At 42.5% G+C, this 23,825-nt stretch carries 18 protein-coding genes; 10 read left to right on the top strand and 8 right to left on the bottom strand.

Features of this window, described 5'->3' with window-relative positions:
- Positions 1–15: 15 nt before the first annotated feature.
- The 3 genes from R8P61_20410 to R8P61_20420 all read left to right on the top strand — a co-directional run bounded on the left by R8P61_20410 (position 16) and on the right by R8P61_20420 (position 2,829).
- Entirely contained in the window at positions 16–1,476 is a 1,461-nt protein-coding gene (locus R8P61_20410) for an O-antigen ligase family protein (protein ID MDW3649444.1), read from the top strand.
- Positions 1,442–1,795: an MGMT family protein gene (locus tag R8P61_20415; GenBank protein MDW3649445.1), complete on the top strand. Its 354-nt coding sequence runs from the start codon at positions 1,442–1,444 to the stop codon at positions 1,793–1,795. The genes R8P61_20410 and R8P61_20415 overlap by 35 nt, the downstream gene beginning before the upstream one ends.
- Before the next feature lie 299 nt (positions 1,796–2,094).
- Positions 2,095–2,829 carry a C40 family peptidase gene (locus R8P61_20420; protein ID MDW3649446.1) on the top strand — a complete coding sequence of 245 codons (735 nt, stop codon included), beginning with the start codon at positions 2,095–2,097 and terminating at the stop codon, positions 2,827–2,829.
- 75 nt (positions 2,830–2,904) lie between these two features.
- On the opposite strand, the gene R8P61_20425 is transcribed toward R8P61_20420, so the two are convergent.
- From R8P61_20425 to dnaX, 3 genes are all read right to left on the bottom strand, one after another.
- A complete protein-coding gene (locus R8P61_20425) occupies positions 2,905–3,357 on the bottom strand; it encodes a MarR family transcriptional regulator (protein MDW3649447.1) in 453 nt (150 codons plus the stop codon).
- Between the two features lie 298 nt (positions 3,358–3,655).
- Complete coding sequence (locus tag R8P61_20430) at positions 3,656–4,150, bottom strand: hypothetical protein (protein MDW3649448.1); 495 nt, start codon at positions 4,148–4,150, stop codon at positions 3,656–3,658.
- Between the two features lie 170 nt (positions 4,151–4,320).
- Positions 4,321–5,469 carry a DNA polymerase III subunit gamma/tau gene (gene dnaX / locus R8P61_20435; GenBank protein MDW3649449.1) on the bottom strand — a complete coding sequence of 383 codons (1,149 nt, stop codon included), beginning with the start codon at positions 5,467–5,469 and terminating at the stop codon, positions 4,321–4,323.
- A 209-nt stretch (positions 5,470–5,678) separates the two neighbouring features.
- On the opposite strand from dnaX, the gene R8P61_20440 reads away from it, so the two are divergent.
- The 4 genes from R8P61_20440 to R8P61_20455 all read left to right on the top strand — a co-directional run bounded on the left by R8P61_20440 (position 5,679) and on the right by R8P61_20455 (position 11,801).
- On the top strand, positions 5,679–8,885 hold the full coding sequence (locus R8P61_20440) for a histidine kinase (protein MDW3649450.1): 3,207 nt from the start codon (positions 5,679–5,681) through the stop codon (positions 8,883–8,885).
- Positions 8,886–8,984: 99 nt separating this feature from the next.
- Positions 8,985–9,725, top strand: a complete 741-nt coding sequence (locus R8P61_20445; GenBank protein MDW3649451.1) for a LytTR family DNA-binding domain-containing protein — start codon at positions 8,985–8,987, stop codon at positions 9,723–9,725.
- A gap of 159 nt (positions 9,726–9,884) precedes the next feature.
- Positions 9,885–11,252: an adenylate/guanylate cyclase domain-containing protein gene (locus tag R8P61_20450; GenBank protein MDW3649452.1), complete on the top strand. Its 1,368-nt coding sequence runs from the start codon at positions 9,885–9,887 to the stop codon at positions 11,250–11,252.
- 30 nt (positions 11,253–11,282) lie between these two features.
- Positions 11,283–11,801, top strand: a complete 519-nt coding sequence (locus R8P61_20455; protein MDW3649453.1) for a hypothetical protein — start codon at positions 11,283–11,285, stop codon at positions 11,799–11,801.
- Positions 11,802–11,874: 73 nt separating this feature from the next.
- On the opposite strand, the gene R8P61_20460 is transcribed toward R8P61_20455, so the two are convergent.
- Positions 11,875–12,249 (bottom strand): antibiotic biosynthesis monooxygenase family protein, encoded by a 375-nt coding sequence (locus R8P61_20460; GenBank protein MDW3649454.1) that lies wholly within the window; start codon positions 12,247–12,249, stop codon positions 11,875–11,877.
- 107 nt (positions 12,250–12,356) lie between these two features.
- On the opposite strand from R8P61_20460, the gene R8P61_20465 reads away from it, so the two are divergent.
- Positions 12,357–13,052 (top strand): amidotransferase, encoded by a 696-nt coding sequence (locus R8P61_20465; GenBank protein MDW3649455.1) that lies wholly within the window; start codon positions 12,357–12,359, stop codon positions 13,050–13,052.
- Between the two features lie 66 nt (positions 13,053–13,118).
- Here the strand turns inward: R8P61_20465 and R8P61_20470 are convergent, their stop codons facing one another.
- Positions 13,119–15,308, bottom strand: coding sequence for a CotH kinase family protein (locus tag R8P61_20470; GenBank protein ID MDW3649456.1), 2,190 nt, complete (start codon positions 15,306–15,308; stop codon positions 13,119–13,121).
- A gap of 232 nt (positions 15,309–15,540) precedes the next feature.
- Here R8P61_20470 and thrS point away from each other — a divergent pair, with 232 nt between their 5' ends.
- Both thrS and infC read left to right on the top strand, forming a co-directional pair.
- Positions 15,541–17,484 (top strand): threonine--tRNA ligase, encoded by a 1,944-nt coding sequence (gene thrS / locus R8P61_20475; GenBank protein MDW3649457.1) that lies wholly within the window; start codon positions 15,541–15,543, stop codon positions 17,482–17,484.
- A 139-nt stretch (positions 17,485–17,623) separates the two neighbouring features.
- Entirely contained in the window at positions 17,624–18,202 is a 579-nt protein-coding gene (infC, locus tag R8P61_20480; protein ID MDW3649458.1) for a translation initiation factor IF-3, read from the top strand.
- Positions 18,203–18,306: 104 nt separating this feature from the next.
- On the opposite strand, the gene R8P61_20485 is transcribed toward infC, so the two are convergent.
- From R8P61_20485 to R8P61_20495, 3 genes are all read right to left on the bottom strand, one after another.
- Positions 18,307–21,891 (bottom strand): CHAT domain-containing protein, encoded by a 3,585-nt coding sequence (locus R8P61_20485; protein ID MDW3649459.1) that lies wholly within the window; start codon positions 21,889–21,891, stop codon positions 18,307–18,309.
- 96 nt (positions 21,892–21,987) lie between these two features.
- On the bottom strand, positions 21,988–23,055 hold the full coding sequence (locus R8P61_20490) for a tetratricopeptide repeat protein (protein ID MDW3649460.1): 1,068 nt from the start codon (positions 23,053–23,055) through the stop codon (positions 21,988–21,990).
- 5 nt (positions 23,056–23,060) lie between these two features.
- The gene (locus tag R8P61_20495) at positions 23,061–23,723 is read right to left on the bottom strand and encodes an RluA family pseudouridine synthase (GenBank protein ID MDW3649461.1); all 663 of its coding nucleotides are present in this window, start codon (positions 23,721–23,723) and stop codon (positions 23,061–23,063) included.
- Positions 23,724–23,825 lie beyond the last annotated feature (102 nt).

Genomic DNA, 23,825 nt, shown 5'->3' on the forward strand with positions numbered 1-23,825 from the left:
GCCGTGAAGGGCTGAATGGAGAAATTACTGGATAAAATACCTCTAAAGATTTGGCACAATCTCGGATTGGCTGCCATTGCGCTTTTGTTATGGGGTACAATCTGGCTTACCCTTCAATACAAAATCTGGTTTTTGCTCGCGCTGCCTCTGGGAGCAATTGTGCTTTTACAGGTAGTCTATAATTACCGTCCCCTTTATTACCTCTTGATCTTTTCTATTCCCTGCTCCCTGCATTATGAGATGGGAGATTTGGCCATAGATGTAGTTTCGGAGCCCTTGATGCTTCTTTTTCTCTTGATTTTTTTGGTGAATCTGGCTTCGGGTAAGCAGTTTAACCTAAAAGGCAAACTCTATCCCTTCCATATTCTGATCTTTATGATCCTGTTTTGGACTGCCTTTACTACCATTACATCAGAATATCCGCTGCGATCCATAAAATTCCTCATGTCGAGGGTATGGTATCTGGCTGCCTTTGTCTATATCGCCGAACGGATTATAACAAGACCTGCTTCAATCAAAAAAATCTTCTGGGCCTTCTTTGTACCTATGGTGCTGGTAAGTATCGGAATCACCATACGCCACAGCCTGGATGGCTTTTCCTTTGAGCAATCCAATCTAGTCCCCTATCCTATATTCCCAAATGGAGTAGTATACTCTGCGACCCTCGTACTCTTTTTGCCCTGGTGCTGGTATGCAAGGACCTGGTATAGCCCTAAAAGTGTGGAATGGTATCTTATTATTATAGGGACGCTTATTCTGGCTTTTGCTACCATCATCACGTATAAGAGAGGTGCATGGGCTGCGATTTGTGTATTGCCGCTTATCGACCTCGCGATCAAACGGAAGATTTTTGACAAACTCATATATGTAGTCCTCCTACTTGCTACCCTTGCATTGGGCTGGCTACTCAATGACAACAAATTCTATGAGTTCGCTCCTAACTACCAGAAAACCGTCTGGCATGAAGGAGATATCAGTGGACATTTGGCTGCGACTTTTACCGGTACAGAGATTTCCAGTATGGAACGATTCTATCGATGGGTAGCCGCCAAAAACATGATTGCGGACATGCCAGTTCTGGGGGCAGGTCCCAGTACCTTTAACCAGGTTTACAAACGATATACAGACGATGCTTTCCGGACCTATGTAAGTGATAATCCGGAACAATCTACTACCCACAACTATTTTCTTCTGACCTTTTCAGAACAGGGAATTATCGGGGGATTGCTTTTCATCGCCTTCTGCGTATATATGCTTATTCAGGCTGCTCGCCTCTATCCCCGAATCAAAGATCCGGAGATGAGGTCATTTTTGATGCTGGCCCTTTTGAGCGTAAGCACCATCCTTTTCCATAGTTTGTTAAATGAATTACTGGAAGTAGATAAGGTAGGGGCTATGTTTTGGTTAAATATGTTGCTCATCCACAAACTCACTGTCTGGCATGAACCGGAAAAAAACGGGAAAGATAGATCGTAAACAATTCTACGAAGACGTCTATGAAGTCGTAAAGCTCATCCCCAAAGGACGAGTCAGCAGTTATGGCGCTATTGCCCGATATCTGGGTGCCAATAAAGCCTCCCGCATGGTCGGCTATGCCCTGGGCGGGAGTTTTGATGGCCTGGATGTTCCCGCTCATCGGGTTGTCAATCGAAATGGACTCCTCAGTGGTGCCCACAATTTTCCCAAAGATCGACCGATGGATAAATCTCTGGAAGCTGAAGGTGTAAAGATCGTAGATATGCAGGTTCAGAATTTTAAAGAGATCTATTGGGATCCAAATGAGGAACTACTCTAATACGAGAGTAGTTATCGTGTTCTTGTGTTCACGTATTCTTGTTTGGCATGCAGCAGAATACTTTAACACCTGAACACTCGCATACGCTCTTACCTCTGTAAGCTTTCCTTCAAAATCTACTATATCAGAGAGAAAAAAGACCGTATCTTCTAATAAGATTGATCGAAGGCGAACATTTTTTTGCCAAATCCGAAAAATTGTCCATTTGGGCAAAAGTTATGATTTAACTAAAACTGTCGCTTTCCGGATAATTCATTGGAACGTTCCTTGCAAAAGGAGGTTGTAACCAGACAAACCCCATGAACCCATTCAAAGGATTAGCTAAACTGGGTATCCTATGTTTAGCCCCATTTTTTGTCGCTTGCTCACCTCAACTGAAAGTTCAGCAATACAGTTATTTGCTGAAACATACTTCTCCTAAAAAAGAAGTACCCGCACCCAAAAGTGCTATTGCATCCACAGATCTTGTAGCTTCAAATCATATGGAACCGCAGAGTCAGACCACTCGTGTATATTACGATGAGCCTGCTCCGATCGGTAAAACAGATGTGAAAGCTCCGATTGTTGTTAAAGAAGAAACGGAAGCTCCGAAAGTAGATGTTTCACCAAAAATTCCCATTGCCCCAAAGGTCATCCATAAAGACCTCAAACAGATCCTTAATACAGCTGATACATTTATCGGCACTCCTTATCTCTATGCAGGAGATACAGAGAAAGGCATCGACTGCTCAGGTTTGATCTGTCAGTCTTATGCATCTGTTGGGATCAGACTGCCTCGCACATCACATGCAATGGCTGAAAGTGGGCGAAAAGTGTCCATTTCCGAGATCGGTCCTGGCGACCTTCTCTTTTTCCATTCCTACAAAGGGAAAGGCATCAATCATGTAGCGATGGTCAGTAAAGTGGAAGATGGTGAAATTGAATTCATCCATTCGACCGTAAGCAATGGCGTGAGAAAGGACATCCTATCCGATCCGTACTGGAATCAGAGATTCAGAATGGCGATAGAGATAGTACCTGCGGGTAAAAAATAAAGCACAGCTCTCAATAGAACTGTGCTTTTGTTTGAATAAGTCTAATTAGCCTGCAAAGGCTGTGAGCAATCGGTATTATGCTTCGGGAAGGCTTACTTTGGAAATCTTTTCCAATCCTTCCACAAGAATACCGAATTGATCGTCTTGCATTACTTGCTTCATTCGGGTTGAGAGTTCTCTCAGGAAATCAGCATAGTCTGCAAGTAATTTTTTACCCTTAGTAGTAATGTGGACATAAATAGATCGTCTGTCAGTTTTTGAGTTTACGCGCTTTACAAGCTTCTGCGTTTCCAAGCGATCAATAATATTGGTCAGGTTACTCAATTTTACCCTAACACGGTCTCCAATGTCCTTCATTTTTTTGTCGCCCTCATCACTCAGCAGTTTCAAGATATCAATCTCTACTGCTGTAACTTTAAACCGCCGTTGAACTATTTCCTGGTGTCTGTTGATCACAGCGCTAAGCTCGAACAGACTTTTTTCCAGGCGCGATAGCTTATCAGCTTTGGCGTCGAGGTTCTCTTGCATAGTCATTGGGTATTAAACAATGGGTTGATGTAGCTCCGAACTGAAATATACAATTCTATGGAATTAATAGGTAGCATATTGGAGGATCGAAGTTTAACAAAAATTGAAAAAAGCAGTCTAGGTAGAAGTAGTTTTTCGACTTTTTCTATATTAAAGAGGGAAAAATTGTTTACGTTCTGCTTTTTCTAGAAATTAGTTTTGTATTGAGAACGAAATAATCTTTTTCAGGATTATTTCTCAAAAAAAACACTTTAAATTCAAAAACGCAAATTTCGAAAGTTATTTACCTATAATACTTTTATTCGTAAATAATTCTGGTTTTAAATATTTTCTGCAATTTTTGTACCAAAGGATTTTTCTTGTTCATCGCCTCCAATTTCCCTTCTTCCGTATAGGGAATTTCTTCTTTTTCAGGGACCAGGCTTTCATCAACAATCACCTCAATAAACAAGGAACTTTGGTCCAGTTTATCTCTCAAATAAGGCAACAGGTCCTGTTCATGTTCAATGTATCCTTTGAAGATATGATTCTCCACTGCCAGCTCCCATTTATTGTGGGTAAAAGTACTCTTCCCATTGAGGATGGCAGAGGCCAGATTCATTTTATTTTGACTCTTTAGCTTTTCAACATAATCAGCCAGGTGTTTTTCAAAGGCAGAAAGGTCTAATTGGATCTCAGGCCTGATCTCCTTGCTGATTTCTACCTCCTGTTGCTTGGAAAGCTGTTTTTTCAGCTCGGCCTTTTCTTTTAACTGATTCTGAATTGCTTCAAAACTATTTCCTCCCAGCTTCAAAGCGCCATTGGATTTCCTTTTAGAGGCGACCTTTGGTGCACTTTGCGAAACACTTATTTCTTCCTTTACAACTGGGGTTTCAACTTCTGCTATGGGAGTGGATATTTCTTCTTTTTTTGCTGGAATTGCAGGGCTTTCAGCTAGCGCTTTGGCTGCAGGAGGTGGACTTTCTAGCTTAGGATTTTTTTTTTATCCACAGTCTCCTGTGTCGCTACAATTTGCATGGCTTCACTGAGGTGGGCCAGCTTGATCAAAGCCAGTTCTACCTTGAGCCTGGGATGGGTGGCATAGCGGGCTTCTTTTTCAGATTCTGAGCAGAGATTGAAAGCGTTCAGCAAAAAACCGGGAGACATGCTCGCACTTTGTTCCTGATATCTTTTCTTCACATTTTCAGAAGTTTCCAAAAGAGAAACTGTTTTTGGATCCAGACAAACGAGCAGATTTCTAAAATGAACAGTCAGACCTACAATAAAATCCTTCGGTTCAAAGCCACGCTCCATGATCTCTTCCAGAAGGAGTAAGAGGGAGCTATGATCTTTTTCAGATATCTTTTCTACTGCCTTGAAATAATAGTCATAATCGAGAATATTCAGATTCTCGAGAACTGATTCAAAGTTGAGTTTCTTTCCGGTAAAACTGACAAGTTGGTCGAAAAGACTCAGACCATCTCTGAGCGCTCCATCAGCTTTCAAGGCAATTTGTTGTAAAGCTGCAAATTCGTAGTCGATTTCTTCTGCCTTACAGATATGCTCTAAATGCCGGGCAATATCATCTACCTTGATCCGGCGAAAATCAAATTTCTGTACCCGGGAAAGAATGGTCGGCAGAATCTTATGCTTTTCTGTTGTAGCCAGAATAAATAGCACGTGATCCGGCGGTTCTTCCAATGTCTTGAGGAAAGCATTGAATGCAGCCTGCGAAAGCATGTGAACCTCATCTATGATGTAAACACTTTTCTTTCCATTGGCAGGAACATAGCGAGTCTGCTCAATCAGATTACGAATATCATCAACGCTATTATTAGAGGCAGCATCCAGTTCGTGAATGTTTATGCTCTTTCCCTGATTATAAGATTGGCAGGATTCACAGGAATTACAGGGTTCTCCGTCTTGTTGCAGGTTCTCGCAGTTGATACTCTTGGCCAGAATCCGGGCACAAGTAGTCTTGCCAACTCCTCTGGGCCCGGAAAACAAAAAAGCATGCGCAAGCTGATCCAGCAGGATCGCACTCTTAAGCGTATGCGTTACATGTGCCTGCCCCACCACTGATGCAAAAGTATCCGGGCGATACTTGCGAGCCGATACAACATAATTAGACATAGAAACAAAGCTAAGAAAAAATCAGCGACCTCAAATAGCCTGTAACAATTCTTTGTCCACATAGGTTTTCCACATCTTCTTTACCAACTACTCAAAAAAACATACCAACTACTCATTTACCTCCTCGGATCGCAGGGATTTTCCTGATTTTTACCCAGGCCCTGATCGCAACAAATCAAATCTATTATCCTTGTCCCAAGTCCAATAAAATGAAAACTCATTACTTCCACATCCTGCAAAAATTCGGCATACTATCTTTGCTGCTGCTGGAAGTAGTATATCACCACCCTTTACACGCACAGGTCAATTGGGACAATCCCAGTTTTATCCTCACTACGGATGAAGGCCTTCCTGACAACTATATAAAGAGCATCGCTGAGGACTCCTATGGCTTCTTTTGGATAGGTAGCAATAATGGTTTGAGTAGATATGATGGAACCCGCGTTGAAGTCATCAAGAAAGAAGGCCTGCCCCAGGCCTATTATTCAAAATTACTGGTCGATAAGAAAAGAGATATCATCTGGCTGGGAAGCTATTTGGGACTATACAATATGGACCTCAAATCCCAAAAAGTAGAACAGTTTACCGTAACAGGGATTAAAAAAGAATTCGAACATTATGTAAATGCCCTTCACTTGGATAGAAATGATCGGCTATGGGTAGGAAGCCGGAAAGGATTCTATCATGTTGATCTCGAAAGCCGAGAGTTAAGCTACCACCTCATCCTGGAGGACAGCACCGATTCCAGATTTGGGATGTACAACAACATCCATCATATTTTACAGGACCCTGACAGAGATCATATCCTTTGGATAGGAGCAGTCGGGGGATTCTTTAAATATGATATAAATAAGGGGAAAGCCGAATTAATCAAACCCCAACTGGAAAAACTCAAAAGTAGCAAGATCATTGGCTACCTCTATCAGGATACTTCCTCGCATTACATTTATGCATCCATTCGACCGGGAACCTCTACCCCCAGCCCTTATCAGTATTTAAAGTTTGATCCCCGACAGGAAAAATTTGTAAAAGGTATATCCATATTTGACACCTGGAGGAGTTACAAGATTTTCCCCCATAGCCAAAATCGCCTGTGTTTTTCTTCCAATGAAGGCATAGCTGTATACAATACGATAGAGGATAAGATTGAAGAAGTTAGGAAAATGGATCCCAGCTCAGGAAAAAGCTTCCGGATAGAATTTATGGATAGTTCAGAACGGATTTGGGCAAGTAATGCAAATGGACTTGCTGTTTATGATCCCATTCAGAACCAATGCTTAAGCGCATATTATGAATCAAATCTTCCCAAGGCTTATCATGTGATTACAGAGATTTATGTAGAGCCCTCCGGAAGAAAAGTTTACCTGGCTGTTTTTGGCGGCGATGGATTGTATGAATACGACCTCAGGAAAAAAAGCTGGAAAATCTATCCGGCTGTGGGTCGGGATGGTCAAATTTTTGATGCAACAGGGGTACAAACAGATAATAAAGGCCGCGTGATTGTAATTGCGAACTCGAATACCTATTTCCTTGATAGATCTGCAGGCCTTCTCAAACCCATGAAACTCCCCTTCTCTCTGGAAGAAGCAGGAAGAGGATTGAAGTTCATTCGCGACAGAAAAGAAAATGCCCTCTGGCTACTATACAGGCGAGGATTATATTACCTCAATCTGGATGAAAACAGTTATAAATCCTGGCCTGATTTCCCAGAATTTTGCCCGGAATCTCATACAGCCGCAGCCATGTTTCAAGACAAGAAAGGGAGAATCTGGTTTTCAGGAATATGCGATGGATTCCTTGTTTTTGATCCCAAAACGGAGGAGGTAAAAAATCAAATGGACTTTCCCATCCTGATTCAAGATTTTTCCAATGCAGAAATTGGAGATATAGCTGAACTGGGCGATACGGTCTATGTCTTGTCCGAGCTGTTGAAGTTGGCAAAGATACCGGTAGAGGACCTTTCCGCCGAACATAGCCGTTTATTAAACCTAAAAGATCATATTCCCAGTGAAAAGTATCCCAATCTTGAAGGTATGAGCGAGCTGGGCTTTGCAGCTGCGACCACTTCCTCCTTTGACCAAAAAGGAAACTACTTTATCCTAACCACCTTTGGTTTGTTAAAATATAACCCCAAAGATCATAGCACTGAGATCTATAATGAGGGAGAAGGTTTTGTCTTTAAGGATAGGGAACTTAAGGTACATGTAGCCGAAAAACTGACTACCATGCCTAATGGCCAAATGGTATATGGGTCCAGAAAAGGTATTCATTTTTTTGATCCCCTGAATTTGAGTAAGGATGAAAGAATGCCTATCCCCTACATCAGAAACATCGATATCAATGACGAAGCAATAGAAAGTGATTCTGCTTTCTATTTCAAGAAATCTCATTACCTGGAAGCCGGAGAGTATTATCTGAGTTTCGATTTCTCGGCCATTGATCAGACAAGTTCAAACAAGCGCAAATACAAGCATAAGCTCGAGGGCGTAGATCAGGAGTGGCGAACCCTGAGAGATAGAAACAGCATTTCTTATCCCAATCTAAAAGGCGGCGAATACACCTTCAAATTGATGGTCAGTAATAAAGATGGGATTTGGAATCCTCAGGTAGCTACTGCCAGCATAAAGATTGACAAATTTTGGTATGACACCTATTTTGCACGTGCCTTTGGGATTACTTTTCTGATTTGCCTGGCTATACTTTGGTATCACTATCGGGTAAAGAGAGCAGTAGAGAAAGAGCAAATGAGGACCAGCTTTGAAAAGAAACTGGCGGAGGTAAAAATGAATGCCCTCACGGCTCAAATGAATCCTCATTTCATCTTCAACAGCCTCAACTCTATCGACTACTTTATCATCAAAAATGAATCCGTCCTGGCCTCCGAATACCTCAATCGTTTCTCCAGACTGATTCGACTCATCCTCAATAATAGCAGATCCAATTACATCTCCCTGAAAGATGATTTGGATGCATTAAAACTGTATATTGAAATTGAGAGCCTTAGATTTGACAATAAATTTGAATACGAAGTTAAGGCAAGCAAAAACCTCGATCCCGAATTGATACAAATACCACCTATGCTTTTTCAACCCTATGTAGAAAACGCGATCTGGCACGGATTGATGCAAAAAGAGGGCTCGGGGAAGATTGAAGTAAAAGTGGAATTGGATGAAAAGGAAGAGCTCATCATAGGTACGATTACAGACAATGGAATCGGAAGAAAAAAAGCTATGGAGCTTAAATCCAAAGGAGTAAACAAAAAGAAAAACAAGTCTATGGGTATGCAGATTACTCACGACAAAATAGAAGCAATAAATTTTTTACACGATCTAAATGCAAGCGTAAGCATACATGACCTGGTAGATGATGCAGGAATAGCAGCAGGTACTCAGGTTGTATTGGAGATACCTATTTAGGAAGTCTTCTTGTTTTCAGCTGTTCCAGTGTTCCTGTAGTTTTTACAGCAGCACGAGAATACCAGAACACCTGAGTACGTGAGCACTAAATATGCTACCATGATAAAATCCGTAATACTCGACGACGAAAAGCACTCGGTGGAGACCCTTAAATGGAAAATCGAGAAGTTCTGCCCGGAAGTGGAAATCGTGGCAACATTTACCAATCCCGAAGAAGCCTTTAATTTTCTTCAAACTGCGAATATCAATCTCTTGTTTATAGATATTGAGATGCCTCGCATGAATGGTTTTGAGGTACTTCGAAATCTGGGGAAAGTAAATTTTGATGTCATTTTTACTACCGCCTATGATGAATTTGGGATCAAAGCCATCAAATTCAGTGCGCTGGATTATTTACTCAAACCCATCCAGACCCAGGAACTTGGACAAGCTATAGAAAAGCACAAGCAAAAATCAGCTCAGCAGATTAGCTCAGAACAACTCAAAGTACTCTTCAGCAATATAAAAGAAGACAATGAAGCCCCTATAAAGATCGCCTTAGCGACCAAGGAAAGTATAGAGTTTGTCCAACCTCATGAGATCATTGCCTGCGAAGCAGATAGCAATTATACCCGTGTCTTTCTGGCAGACGGGAGAAAGAAACTCATTTCGAAAACCCTCAAGGAATTTGAAGAACTTTTGGGGGAACATCATTTCTTCCGCTCTCATCACAGCCATTTAGTTAATACCAACCACATCAAGGAATATGTCAGAACAGAAGGTGGCTATCTGCTTATGACGAATAAACTTTCCGTACCCGTCTCCAGATCCAAGCGAGAAGAGATCCTGCGGTTATTCTAAAAATTAGATACTGTGATATTTGAGGCTTTGTGGAATTCGACCGCAAGGCCTCTTTAGCCCCAAGTCTTACCAACTACTCAAAATACCTTACCAAGTAATCATTTAGCCCTACAAATATCCTGAGTCTTTGGGATATTGAATCCTATAAGATCTATTGTTATGGATAATTACGAACAAAGCCCACAAGCGGAAGAAAAGAAAGATGCCCCCAAGGTTACTTATGTCGGCATGAATCAATCCTTTCCCTGTTACGACCCCAATTATAGCATCCTCGATGTGTCGATTGAAGAAAGGATTTCTCACGTTCACGAATGTGGCGGAAATGGAAAATGTACGACCTGTCGGGTGCGGGTATTGGATGGAATGAACAATCTAAGTCCTAAAACGGCCCTGGAGAAAGAGATTGCCCACAAAAGGAAATGGGATCATGGTATTCGCCTCGCATGCCAGGCCAAACCCAAGGGCGATGTCGTAGTACAAAGGTTGGTCTGGTCCAGTGCGGAGATTAGCCAACTGCAGACGGAATTTATAGGAGATTCCGGAGGAGAGGAAAGAGAAATTATCATCCTTTGTTGTGATCTGAGGAACTTTACAGAAATCACCAGTCAGAACCTGGTTTTCGATATGGTGCATATGCTCAATCGTTTTTACACCTTACTGGGTGATCCCATTTTGGTAAACAATGGCATCATTTATCAGTATGTTGGCGATGAGATTGTAGGCATCTTTGGAACAGCTGGCGGAGATGTGGAGAAAAATTGCACCGATGCTATACGAGCAGCATTGGGTATGCAATATGCCCTGGAAAGGCTCAATCAATTTGAACTGAAAGACCTGGGCAACCAGTTTGACATAGGGATAGGTATCCATTATGGCAAAGCCTACCTCGGACACATGGGCCACCCCAAACACAGACAATTTGCAGTCATTGGCGATCCCATCAATATTGCCAATAGAATACAATCCGAAACCAAAGAAATCGAATCCAAAATCCTGATCTCAGAAGACTTTCTTGCAAAGTTGCCGGATGGTATACTTGAATTGAAGGAGGAAATGGATTCAACCTTAAAAGGAAAAGAAGACAGTCTGAAGCTCCATGGGGTTAAATCTTTCCGCAAACCCGATATGAATCTGGAAGTACAAGCTTCTCTGAGTGTTTTATTGAAAGATGAGGAAGGTTTTGCCGAAAGTTTTTACAAAAGGGTATTCGAGAAGGCTCCACAGGTTCGCTCTATGTTCAAAAACAATATGACTATCCAGGGCAGACTTCTGACGCATATGCTTGGAGGAATAGTCTATAGCCTGAGTAGACCCGGACACTTGAAATTAGGCCTGAAAAGTTTAGGAAAAAACCATGCTAAATATGGGGTAATGCCCGCACATTATCCGGTGGTAAAAGAAGCCATGCTCGAAACCATCGAAGCTGAAATGGGAGATTTATACAATGAAAACATCGGAGCAGCATGGACCCAGGCATTGGACTTCGTTCTTATGCACATGATACAGGGACATATGAGTAAATTCTGATAAACGCCTTTCAACAAACAAAGACAAAAAATGAAATACAGAAAAAGGAACGGAGCTCCCAGAGAGCCTTCGAGGGATGGGATTGGGCAGGAATTTCGGCAGATAGCCAGTTCAGAAAACCGAGAAAAAGAATTCCTTGAATTCCCCTTTAGTTCCAAGAGACCCAAACTAAACCAGGCCTTAGGTGGCAGATCCCTGGGCCAGAGTCACAAAGACGAATTGTATCTGCAGATCATGCGCCTCAAAGGAGGTTCCGAATGTCTACCCAATAAATACGAAGATGCGGAAGTACAACTTAGTCTGGTTGCACGAAGGATTTGCTCTGCTTATTCTTCCATCCTCGTCGGCAGATATTATGAAGGCCTGCTAGAAGGGATTCCAGTAAAAGCCTTCCTAGCCCAGGTAAGCCTGAATCCGGATGAAATTTATCTGGTCATCTCGGTACTTGAAGCCAGAAAAAAAGAAGAGGCAGTTGAATCATATACCCTCCTGGTAGCAAAGGCTCTGGAAGATTGTGTCAAAGAGAATCAACTATCTCATTTATCCTGATCGGTATGGGATAATAGAAAAATTATTTAATGTGTATCTTTTCTGCAGTTGTCTGTTTCGATAGGCAACTGTTTCACTTTTGAAGATACCCCCTTTCCAGCCGCAGAAATTCCACCATTTCTGAAGCGCTCCCAGGCGAATTAGGCGGGGGAACAAAATATTCAAAGTAACCATGTGCTCGCATAAACTCCTTTTGCCCGTTTACATGGCTGAGAAAAGCTTCCTTATTGGCATAGCGCTCATAAAAAAGCACCTCTAATTGGCTAGGAGTAGGTTTGGAAACTAAATCTATGTCCCACATGGGTCTATGGATCAAATAACTAAGCGTCCCAGGCTCATTTCGAGCCCGCTCCTCAAATTGAACCAGAACTTTCTCCGCTTCTTTCTGGTATCCATTTTTGATTTTCCATCGTGAAATCAGATGTACTTCCTCTGAAGATTTTTCCATGACTTCTGCCTTAAATTCGACAATACTAATATTTCGACCTCTAGTAATTTAGTCCTTTTATGGCAAAAAAAGTAGCTTAGCTTTCGTATAAATTTCAACCCTCACTCATGGCAAAGAAAATTGGACTTCTGATTTGTGATCATGTCCTGAAACAATACGTTCACATTAATGGCAGCTATCCGGAAATGTTCAGGAAACTACTCCCGAAGCTTGAGATGGTGGATTATTTCGTCTGTGATGGTCAATTCCCGGATAGCATAGAAGCCTGCGATGGCTATTTGGCTAGCGGTTCCAAATATTCGGTTTATGAAGAGGTCGATTGGATCATTCAGCTCAAGGAATTTGTTAGCCAGCTTGATCAGGCAAAAAAGAAATTTGTGGGAGTCTGTTTTGGTCATCAACTCCTCGCAGAATCGACGGGAGGTAAGGTGGAAAAATCAGCGAAGGGATGGTGCGTAGGTGTCCACAGTTTTGATATGATCCAGGAGAAGGATTGGATGAGAGAAAAGGAAGCCCCCCTCAATATCCTCATGATGTGTCAGGATCAGGTTCATAAGCTCCCTCCAGATACAGAAGTCCTGGCTACAGGGCCTACGGTTGAATACGCCATCATTCAGAAAGGAGATCATATGCTAGGCATTCAGGGGCATCCCGAATTTTCGAAAGCCTATGACAGAAAGCTCATGGAAGATCGGGTGGAAAGGATGGGGAGGGAAACTGTCCAAAAAGGTTTGAAGAGTCTTGAGAAAGATCCACATAGAGCTCTTTTTTCGCAATGGATCACGGATTTCCTCCAAACCTAAAAAAGAAGAACTCTCACCGATGCGAAACATCAGGAGAGCTCTTATGTCCATCTATGTTAGCTAATTCTAATTGATTTCTATCCGTTTTATCAGGTATACTTGTCGATTTCTGTTTTCAATCCTCAGGAGATACATCCCCAGGGCAAGTTCTCCCAGATAGAAACTGTTTTCTATTTCTTTTAGCTCTTTCCTCATAATTTCCTGGCCCATCATATTGAGTAAAAAAGCCTGTGTTCCAGCCAAAAGTTGATCTTCAAAATTGACATTCAATCGGTCATGAGCGGGATTTGGGAAAACGCTTAGCCGCATTTCTTCGGGCCAGCGCTCCCCGATACCCGTCACCCAGTCATTGGTAGCCTTGAACGTAGGGCTCCCAGCCAGAAAGTTTCCACTTCCATTGGGCTTTCTGGCAAAGGTCTGATTGGAGCTTTGGGCTTCATAGCTCAGTGAATCCAGGATCGTGTTATTATCCATAAGGATAATGGATTCACCTGCTTTTGAAAGTTTAAAGTTTGCGTGTAATCCCTCCTGGCCTTCATCATTGTCAGCCCAGATAATCATATAGGCGTGTGGACCTAATCGAGTTCCTGCAGGAAAGGCCCATTTTTGAGGGTTCGAAATATTGTCGGATAGGTACGCATGAGAAAGATCAACCTCCGATGAGGTCGTATTGTATATTTCTATCCAGTCATCATACTCTCCATTTGCATCTGCAAGTCCCGAAAGGGAATCACAGGAAGCACAAAATTCATTGATTACCACTTCCCGAAAAGAAAGACTTGAATTCAGTTGACTGCAATCATACAAATTTCCTAACTGCATGCTATGTTCTGCAATCCGAGAACCGATAAAGCGCTTTAGACCGGGAATGGTATCATTGCCCTGATCCAGATCGCCTTCAAAGTTCTGCAAGCTCCAGGGGTAATTTACATCTGTCTGTATGTGGGGTCTAATCAGATTCCCAATCGTATCAATGATGGGAAATAGTCTTTCTGTGGTAAAGTTATCTTCCAGCAATCGACACCAGGTCTGATAGTAAATTTCATTGTATTCAGGTACTGCAAGAAGTCGATTGATAAGCACCTTTGAAGAGGTGTCCATATTTACAGGAAAAGTCGGATAGCCGAAAGGAAAACCTCCCCCTCCACCCAGGGTATCTCCATTTGACAGTCGGGTATATAAATCCTGACAAATCCCATCCCAACCAATATAACAACAGGCTTCGTCCAGGCTCATAACCTCCTGTAAAATGGTATCCTCGGGAGGATAAGGAACGGATCCATTAATTACTGTCGGGCATTGAGATACGGCAAGGGAATCTTTGCGAAGAGAATCCGGGGGATTTGGATCTTCTCCGGCAGAACTAAAAGTTCCCCCCATAGCGAGATTATAATCCCAGGGAATCCATTGAAACTTCCCGGAATTGGGGTTCTCATACATATAAAAGTTCCGCCCATGCTCTATATAAGAATCCCAATTAGAAGTGGCGACATCCACTGCCAGAACTTTCAGGTATAATTCTACATCAAATACCTGTGCAATGGCATCTTTAAAATCCTGATCGGAACTATTGTTCAGGACATCCAGCAAATTGACAAAGCGATTCCAGGCACCTGCCCTTGCTGGAGTTTTCAATTCGAACTCCTGTTGGTATAGGCTAGTGTCCCTTCCCTGCCAACTCAAATCCGAATTGCCCATATTCTTGAAGAGATTTCCCTCATCTGTCCCAAAGTTTTCATCCAGAAACGTTCGGTCTATTTGCTCCACCAATAAATAGAGCCCCCAATAAGTCCCATTCAAATAGACCTTTGCATAAGCAGTACGGGGTACCTTTACGCCTGAATTCCTCAAAATATCATAGCATAATTTATCTCGAAGAATAGCAGGATCTCCTTCTCCATTATTGAGGTTAATCTTTTTGAGTCCATCATATTTCTTTCCACTGACATATTCATTGAAGTCTAGTTTGATGGATTTTTTTGGGGTTGCGATGAAAGTAGAGGAAAAGCCCTTTAGGCGTACCCCGATGGAATCGAGAATTTCCCCATCTATCACAGCATTGGCCATGATATAGGGAATGTTGGGATAGTTGTTTTCATAATTGTCACTCAGGGTAGTCCAAAAATCAGAATCACTGAAGCTGAGTTGAATTTCATGGACTATGGCATCATCAAAAATTTGTTCTCCCTGGCCTAGTAGGTTATAAAAGGGAAAACATAGCCATAGGAGCAAAAAGGCAGAAGTAGATCTGGTCATAGAAAATGTTTTTAGGTAATGCGAAAGTTAGAGCTCATGTGCACCTCCAATAGAGGTACATAGTAAGCATCCCTGAGCGAGACAGGTTCTAATCGTGATTCCCAGTAAGGACATAGGATTGAGCGTTTTCCCCTATGCTTCCTGCTAATTTTTCCTCCGGCTCTCAAAAACCGCTCTTTTCTTACAAAAATTCCGCTTCCCTTCTTATCTTTGCGCCCTCAAAGACGCAATTATGGCCGAAAATATTAAGATCACATTGCCTGATGGCATGGTAAAAGAGTATCCCTCCGGAGTAAGCGGAGAGAAAATTGCCATGGATATCAGTGAAGGACTTGCCCGGGTGGCACTATCGATCAAAGTAAATGGAGACATTTACGAGCTGAGCCGCCCCATCACAGAAGATGCAGATATCCAGATCCTCACATGGAGAGATCAGGAGGGGAAAGAAACGATGTGGCACTCTTCGGCTCATATTCTTGCAGAAGCAATTGAAGAATTATATCCCGGTGCAAAATTGGGATTCGGACCACCCATTGAAAGAGGTTTCTATTATGATATCGACTTTGGAGATCATGAGTTCAATCAGGATGATTTTCAGAAAGTAGAAAAGCGTTTCATTGAACTGGCAAGAAGTGGAGAAACTTTTGAACGGGTCCCTATCAGCAAAGCGGATGCTTTGGCCCACTATAAAGAAAAAGGAAATGAATATAAGGTAGAACTGATCGAAGGCCTGGATGATGGCAATATCACATTCTACCATAGTGGAAACTTTGTGGACCTGTGTAAAGGGGGGCATATCCCTAATTCCAAGGTCATCAAAGCCGTAAAAATCCTCAATACTGCCGGTGCATACTGGAGAGGGGATGAAAAGAATAAACAGCTGACTCGTTTGTATGCCATTTCTTTCCCCAAAAAGAAAGAACTGGATCAACATCTCGAAATGCTGGAGGAAGCCAAAAAGCGAGATCACAGAAAAGTAGGAAAAGAACTCGAGCTCTTTACTTTCTCAGAAAAAGTAGGAATGGGTTTGCCTATGTGGTTGCCAAAAGGAACCCGTTTGCGTGAGACTTTGGTTGATTTTCTGAAGAAAGTTCAGGAAAAAGGAGGGTATGAGCAGGTTATCACCCCGCATATCGGGAAGAAGGACCTCTATGTAACTTCCGGGCACTATGAGAAATATGGAGAGGATTCTTTTCAGCCTATTCATACCCCTCATGAGGGAGAAGAGTTTTTGCTCAAACCCATGAACTGCCCGCATCACTGTGAGATTTACAAAACTCGTCCACGCTCCTATCGTGAACTGCCTTTGCGATTGGCAGAGTTTGGAACTGTATATCGCTACGAGCAAAGTGGCGAATTGCATGGATTGACCCGGGTAAGAGGATTTACCCAGGACGATGCCCATATCTTTTGCCGTCCGGATCAGGTGAAAGAGGAATTCATGAAGGTGATAGACATTGTACTCTATATCTTCAAGATTCTCGATTTCAAAGAATTTAAGGCGCAGGTTTCTCTGCGCGATCCTGAAAAGCCGGAAAAGTACTTTGGCGCTACTGAGCAATGGGACATGGCCGAGCAGGCAATCATCGAAGCTGCCAATGAAAAAGGTCTGGAAACTGTGCATGTGAAAGGGGAAGCGGCATTCTATGGTCCGAAACTGGACTTCATGGTGCGAGATGCTTTGAGAAGGGAGTGGCAATTGGGTACCATCCAGGTTGATTATCAATTACCCGATCGCTTTGAACTGGAATATATCGGGGCAGATAATGATAAACATCGTCCGGTGATGATTCACCGTGCGCCATTCGGATCTTTGGAGCGATTTGTTGCTGTACTGATCGAGCATACCGGAGGAGATTTCCCCCTTTGGCTGGCTCCTGTACAAGCCATCATTCTGCCTATTACTGAGAAATTTAACGATCACTGCTTTGAGTTGAGAAATAGATTGCGCGATCAGGGAATCAGAGTTGAAGTAGATGAAAGATATGAGAAGATTGGCAGAAAGATTAGAGATGCAGAACTAAAAAAATTCCCTTACATGCTAATTGTTGGGGAGAAAGAAATAGAAAATAATGGAGTTTCTGTCAGAAAAAGGAAGCAGGGAGACCTCGGAACTATGACAGAAAAGGAATTTATTGAACATTTTCAGGCAGAAATCACTGAAATTTTGTCATAGCTTGTAGGAATCAGCATAAAAATTGCATATTCGGGAGCTGTAACAAAATGCTTTTCAGGCTTTTGCTACTTTATTGAATTTGATTATATTAAATTCTCGATTATTTATCACCATAAAACGAACCATAATTTAAAGCAATTTGGCAAAAAGAAGATCAAGTAGACCTCAGCCAAGGAGGAGAAATGTTAGGCCACACAGAATCAATGCGGAGATAAGAGTCCCAGAGATAAGAGTAGTTGGTATGGACGCACACAAGGAAGAGTTAGGAGATGTGGAAGATGGAGTATTCCAAACATCTAAAGCTCTACAAATGGCCATGGAATTAGGCCTTGACCTTGTAGAGGTTGCCCCTAAGGCTCAGCCTCCCGTATGTCGCATCGTTGAATACTCAAAATTCCGCTATGAGCAGAAGAAGAGGGAGAAAGCGCAAAAATCAAAGCAGCATACGATCGTAATGAAAGAAATCCGTTTTGGTCCCAATACGGACGATCACGATTTCAATTTCAAACTCCGACATGCACAGAAATTCCTCTCCGAAGGAAACAAACTAAAAGCATATGTTCAGTTCCGTGGAAGGAACATCATATATAAGAACAGAGGTGCTGATATGTTGGCGAAGTTTGCAGAAGAACTCGAAGAACTAGCCAAAATCGAAATGCATCCAAAAATGGAAGGACGCCGCATGATCATGATCATGGCGCCCAAGAAATCAAAATGATTACAACTCGTTTAAAATATATAAGGCCGCTTTGCAAAAAGCGGCCTTTATTATTTGATTCAGGTCCCTCCACAGAGGTCGAGATGACATTCGTTTTTTCCTTTTTACACATAGCTCATCTTCACCACGATCTTGTTCCAGATCTCTTCATCTTCTTCCCGTATAATAGCACCATACTGTCTTAGCAGCATTTCTTTGGTTACTTCCTTCTCCCCTTCATGCTGATCCATAAAACTGGTCTCTCGTTCAAAGAGATTGCTTTGCGGATGCAGATCACGGAAGCGACATCCCTGCACATGCAGTTCATAGGTATTGTAGAGTATATTCCTTTCCGTAAAACGCTCTCCCCTTAACTCCCAAATCCGCAAACGGCCATCTGAAGTTGCATAAGCAAACTGATTGCTTTGCGGATCAAAGTGTACACAATTCACCTCGCGGGCATAGCCTAAAGGCAATACATGATGATTCAGCGTTTTGGTAGAAAGATTATTAGGGCTGTTTTCACTCCAGTCAATCTGATCCAAATCCCAAATGATGATCTTATCATCACTGGCCGCACTTATTAAGTGGAATTGATCCTTTTGATTTTTCTTCTTCTTATCCGATTTCCTGTATTTGAATTGTAAGCTATCAATTCCCCTCGTATGCCCTTTCAGTCTTCGGTAGAAATGATTGGGGTTTTCAGTTTTCCAGATGATTACGGTATCATCACTAGAGCCACTGGCAAAATATTCTCCATCTTCACTGAAACTCACACAATGGACCCGACTTACATGCATATCCAAAACTGACATAAGAGAGCCCGAAACACCATCCCAAATAGAGACCGTATTATCCCAGGAACCTGCAATGATTCGAATAGTTAGATCAGATTCATCCGCTTTAGCAGATTTATTTTTAAAAATATGCATGTCAACACTTCTGACAGCATCCTGATGAAAGACCAATTCATGTTCGAGTTTGGCTTCCCTTTGCTCTAAATCTACTTTCCACACGCTGATGCTATGGTCATGAACACAACTGCTCAATAACCAGAATTTTGTTTCCACTTCCCCAGGAATCGGATGATAAGCCAAATCCAGGATACCCAGAGGAGTTCCATCATCATGGGTATGTCCCATTTTTTGCTCCAGTAAACAAACCTCCGTATGCTGATCCCAAAATTTGATACTTCCTTCTGCCCCCGCACTGATGATATAGCGGCCCTCATTGGTCAGACAGACCGTGCTGATCGGGACTTCATGTCCCTCTATGATCTTATAGCAGATATCGTATTCGGTATCCCAAAGGCGAATTGTTCCATCTGATTCTCCGGTAACAATGATGTCTCCATTTCCACTGTATACAAAGTCTTTCACATAGCCTCCCTTATCAAAAAAGATGTCCTCCCAATTCACCAAAGACATACTAAGATCAGAGGAAAGGAAATAAGGTTCATAGGTCAATTCTTTGGATAGTCTGGAAAGACGTATTCCCCGCAAATCCAGTTTGACCAAAGAAATCCCCATCAGATATCCCTTTACATCATTCCATACATTGAGGATGTTCCAAATCGTTTGTCCCAGGGTCGGCTGGTCAAATATTCCTCTGCATCTTTCGAGGATCTTGATAAGGACCTGTTCTTCGCTATTTCTTCCTATTCGATCTAAATGGCCCAGCATTTTACGGACGGGCGGATCGATCTTGTTTTCTCTTAAAGTATCGGGTAAGGTTCCCTGAATCAGGCTGGCTTTTGCATTTTGCCAGATATGGGTAGCCGAAAGAAAGTTTGCAAAATAATTGTTGGAGAAACGATAGGTCCTGACTTTCTGCAAATGCACAAATTCCTTTCCAGGCTGGATAACACTATAGGTCTTAAAGCCTTCGATGAAAATGGAGAAATCTTTGCACAGATCAATGATGACAGCCAGTCGTTCTGATTCCGCCACCCAATCTTCCGCCAGCAATAAAAAGTTCTTGAAATCTCGTCTGTATTCAGGAAAAGCTTTGAGAAACCAGGGTTGGTAGAAATGATGACTGATTTCGTTGATCTCCTGCATCAATTCATCCTCCGAAAGCTCTGTTCTTCCTTCAACCTGCATGCGATAGGCTAGCAAAGGGATGAAATGTCGAACATAAAAACGGTAAAAATTCAGGCTGGACCTTTTGCGGCCGATTTCCTGTATGGTATTGGTTTGTGATAAAAGTCGAGCTTCGAAATAATTCCAAAGAAACTCTCCTTCGGTATTGAAATCTCGAATAAATACATAGCCTTCCTGATTTTTCTCTTCCTGAATCTTATCATAAAATTCATAGAAAAGAGAAAGCCACAACCTATTGCTTTTTACAAGTTCTCTGATTTCCTGTCGATAGCTCCCTAATTCCGTCTTGATCCGATCTTTGATCTCATCTTCGACCAGCGGTTTGATCTCCATGCTATGAAAACCCAGGCGAAAAACCTCTTCCGCATTTGCTTTACTGGTGGTACAGACAATTTGAAGTCCTGGATAGCCAGATAGTTTTTCTATTTCCTGATATAAAAGATTGCCAAGATTGAGGCTACCATCCAGAAAAAGAATCACAGCGGGAATACGCATTTGATTTTGCATACCCGAACTCAGGGTAGTTCCCAAAATCTTATTGATGGCTTCCTTCTCTGTGTCTTCCGAATAGCCTTCCAGTTCCAAATAGTATTTGGAGATGAAATTGATGATATAGGATTCCTCCCCTTCTATGTATTCTTCCAGATCTACAAATATGGGTACAGGGATATTTTTCCCCGTCCTGCCAAAATGAAGGTAACGATTCCAGAGCTGGAGAGCGGATCCGGTTTTGCCCGTACCAGGAGCTCCATAGAGCCAGGTATGGCTCTTATTTCTCATCCACAGATTCTCAAGGCCAATTGGAAGGAGGTGCTCTTCTTTTTTATTCAGAGTTACACTTACGTAGGTATCATTTTTACCAAAATCTTCTTCTTGCGAGGAAATGAGACTTTGGTGATGGATGAAAGGGCCAGCTAAGAGCTTTTGCAAAAAACGCTGGGAGCCTAAACGCAAATTCAAGAGAATCTTGATATCTATATCAATCTTCCAGGAAAGATGCTTGGATTCACGAAAATATAGCCTCCAGGGAAGCTCTGTCCTTACTTCTGTCTCATCTTCCTCCCCAAAATTCAGGCTTCTCAGGCCTCCACTTTCAGTCTCGACCTCCATATAGGCCTTCGCCCGCTCAAAGGCTTCCTCGATAGAATCCTTACGAGATAAAGATTCATAAAAGGCACGAGAAAATTTGATTGCCCTTGTGTCATTGATGGGCCAGGAAGTTGCGATCACAATTTTAACTCCGTGATCAAGAAAAGCTTCTGCCTGCTCACGTGTTTCGCAGGCATTGAGGAACACCAATTGCAAATGAGGTGCCTGTCCCAGCATTTTGGCAATGCCTTTCCCATTTACCTCTCCATCTTCCAGCAGGAGATCGGTACTATCTGCATGTCCGGCAAAATGAAAGATGACCAAGTCATCATAATAATTGAGAAGTCTTTTATGCAACTCCTCCATATTGATACTTTCCTCTCGCTCTACATTTACGAGGCCTTCATGCTCGACCAGGAGCAGGGCATCTTTCAGGGCAGAACTTTCGGATTTGGTGTCAAGGGGCCGGCCTGCATCATTATTAGCAAAGCTGAGCAGTACTACGGGTAATTTTAACATGTCGCGAAATCAGATAGCAGATGTTTTCCCAATAAATAAAAGGGAGGCAGCCAATGTCAGAAGGAAAACAAATTTCAATAAACGGAAATTTAGCGCTTACTGCAAAATCTCCTGAAACCAGGCTTCATCAAGATAAGGTCCATAAACGGGCTCCATCATGACTTCTACAGAATCTTCGTAGAAGTATTTCATCGCAAGCTTCATGTATTTAGCCAGATTCTCAGCATCAGCCGTTTCAGCATAGATTTCAGCCAAAGTCGCATAGGCAATTCCCATGTTTTGTTCCAGCTTCAATGCCTCTTCGGCATCTGATATGGCCGCTTCAAATTGACCGATTCGTCTGTAGTAGTTTGCCCGATTGTTGAAAGCTAAGGCATGAGGTTCAAGCTCCAGCGCCCTGCTATAATCTTCCATAGCCATCTCTGGATTTTCAGCATCATAGAGGAAACCACGATCTACATAATAATCGGGATTATCGGGATCCATTTCGATAAGCTCGTTATAGGTAGCTATGGCTTCACCTTTACGCCCCAGTTCCTGAAAGCATTGAGCCCTCCAGAGAAATAGCTCGGCAGTATGGATACCCAGCTCCTGTGCTTTTTTCAGGTCTACCAAAGATCCGGTGAAATTCGGGGGGGATTTTTTAAACTGACAAACCGCTCGCAAGAGGTAGATTTCCGGATCTTCTTTGTGTTCCAGGGCATGACTCAGATAGGCAATCGCGTCTGTATATTTGCCAATACGAGAAAAGAGTTCTCCCATGCTTCTCAAAGCTTCGCCATGATGAGAGTCTTTTTCCAGGACAAATTGAAAGTCCTCTTCCGCTTTTCCACTATAGTCTGTGAAGCTTGCCTGCATATACAAACGACCTCTATGAATGCGATAAGAAGAATTGACAGGATTGAGGTCAACGGCCTGTTCCAGATCTGTCAGGACCTGGTGAAACAATTCCTGGTCCTTCAGGGCATGTACTTCGTCCTGAGAAAGTAGAGAGAGTCCTCTTTGAAAATAAATCTCAGCTTGTGCCTCCTCTATCAATCCTGCTCCGTTTTCCGTTTCGATCAAGTGAACCGCCCGACTCAATTGCTGATAGGCGGTTTCCCATTCTTTATGTTCTGCAGCACGTATGCCACCTTCTATAAATGTATTGATATCTGTCGCCATAATCCCTACTTAAATGCTTGCCAGGGCTCCGTATCCGGTAGAGGAGCCGTGATTGTTATCTCTTCTTTACTTGTCGGATGTACAAAGCTAAGTTCCTTTGCTAACAATGCAATGGAGCGATCCGGCAGAAATTTGCTTTGGCCATACTTCACATCTCCCACGATCACTGCTCCTATACTCGCCAATTGTACCCGAATTTGATGTTTTCTTCCCGTCTTTAATTGCACCTCAATCAAAGCCCGGCCCCCATTTGCCCGAAGCAGCTGATAGGAAAGATGGGACTCCTTGCCTGCATCTACCGGCTTATTGTAAGCTCGCATAATATTTTTCCCTTTGATCTGCTTCAGAAAGTGTTTCAAATCACCCGCTTTCTGATCCGGAATCTGTTCCGTTATCGCATAATAGGTCTTGCGAGGTTTTTTCTCCTGAAACTGCTTTGACATTCTTGCCGCAGCCTTGGATGTTTTCGCCAATAATAATACGCCTCCTGCAGGTCGGTCAATGCGATGCAATAAGGCCGTATATACATTGCCCGGTTTATTGTAGGTAACACGGATGTATTCCTTCACCCAGTCAAATACACTCTCATCCCCCGTAGCATCGCCCTGAGAAGGCATGCCGAAAGGCTTGTTGACTGCGATAAGGTGATTGTCTTCGTAGAGGATCATAAAGGGAAATAAGTGTTAGCGTTGGTAAGTATTAGTGTGTTAGTGTTTATTTCAGATGGAACTAAAGTTTTTTGAACGCTAATACTCTAATACCCAAACACC

Source organism: Bacteroidia bacterium (genome assembly GCA_033391075.1).
GTDB lineage: Bacteria > Bacteroidota > Bacteroidia > J057 > J057 > JAWPMV01.

What these genes read in the sequence shown, in the direction of transcription:
- R8P61_20445 (MDW3649451.1), top strand. Translation starts at nt 8,985, where the DNA reads ATGATAAAATCCGTAATACTCGACGACGAAAAGCACTCGGTGGAGACC.
- dnaX (MDW3649449.1), bottom strand. Translation starts at nt 5,469, where the DNA reads ATGTCTAATTATGTTGTATCGGCTCGCAAGTATCGCCCGGATACTTTT.
- R8P61_20450 (MDW3649452.1), top strand. Translation starts at nt 9,885, where the DNA reads ATGGATAATTACGAACAAAGCCCACAAGCGGAAGAAAAGAAAGATGCC.
- R8P61_20420 (MDW3649446.1), top strand. Translation starts at nt 2,095, where the DNA reads ATGAACCCATTCAAAGGATTAGCTAAACTGGGTATCCTATGTTTAGCC.
- R8P61_20440 (MDW3649450.1), top strand. Translation starts at nt 5,679, where the DNA reads ATGAAAACTCATTACTTCCACATCCTGCAAAAATTCGGCATACTATCT.
- R8P61_20425 (MDW3649447.1), bottom strand. Translation starts at nt 3,357, where the DNA reads ATGCAAGAGAACCTCGACGCCAAAGCTGATAAGCTATCGCGCCTGGAA.
- R8P61_20470 (MDW3649456.1), bottom strand. Translation starts at nt 15,308, where the DNA reads ATGACCAGATCTACTTCTGCCTTTTTGCTCCTATGGCTATGTTTTCCC.
- R8P61_20495 (MDW3649461.1), bottom strand. Translation starts at nt 23,723, where the DNA reads ATGATCCTCTACGAAGACAATCACCTTATCGCAGTCAACAAGCCTTTC.
- R8P61_20465 (MDW3649455.1), top strand. Translation starts at nt 12,357, where the DNA reads ATGGCAAAGAAAATTGGACTTCTGATTTGTGATCATGTCCTGAAACAA.
- thrS (MDW3649457.1), top strand. Translation starts at nt 15,541, where the DNA reads ATGGCCGAAAATATTAAGATCACATTGCCTGATGGCATGGTAAAAGAG.
- R8P61_20485 (MDW3649459.1), bottom strand. Translation starts at nt 21,891, where the DNA reads ATGTTAAAATTACCCGTAGTACTGCTCAGCTTTGCTAATAATGATGCA.
- R8P61_20455 (MDW3649453.1), top strand. Translation starts at nt 11,283, where the DNA reads ATGAAATACAGAAAAAGGAACGGAGCTCCCAGAGAGCCTTCGAGGGAT.
- R8P61_20410 (MDW3649444.1), top strand. Translation starts at nt 16, where the DNA reads ATGGAGAAATTACTGGATAAAATACCTCTAAAGATTTGGCACAATCTC.
- R8P61_20460 (MDW3649454.1), bottom strand. Translation starts at nt 12,249, where the DNA reads ATGGAAAAATCTTCAGAGGAAGTACATCTGATTTCACGATGGAAAATC.
- R8P61_20415 (MDW3649445.1), top strand. Translation starts at nt 1,442, where the DNA reads ATGAACCGGAAAAAAACGGGAAAGATAGATCGTAAACAATTCTACGAA.
- R8P61_20490 (MDW3649460.1), bottom strand. Translation starts at nt 23,055, where the DNA reads ATGGCGACAGATATCAATACATTTATAGAAGGTGGCATACGTGCTGCA.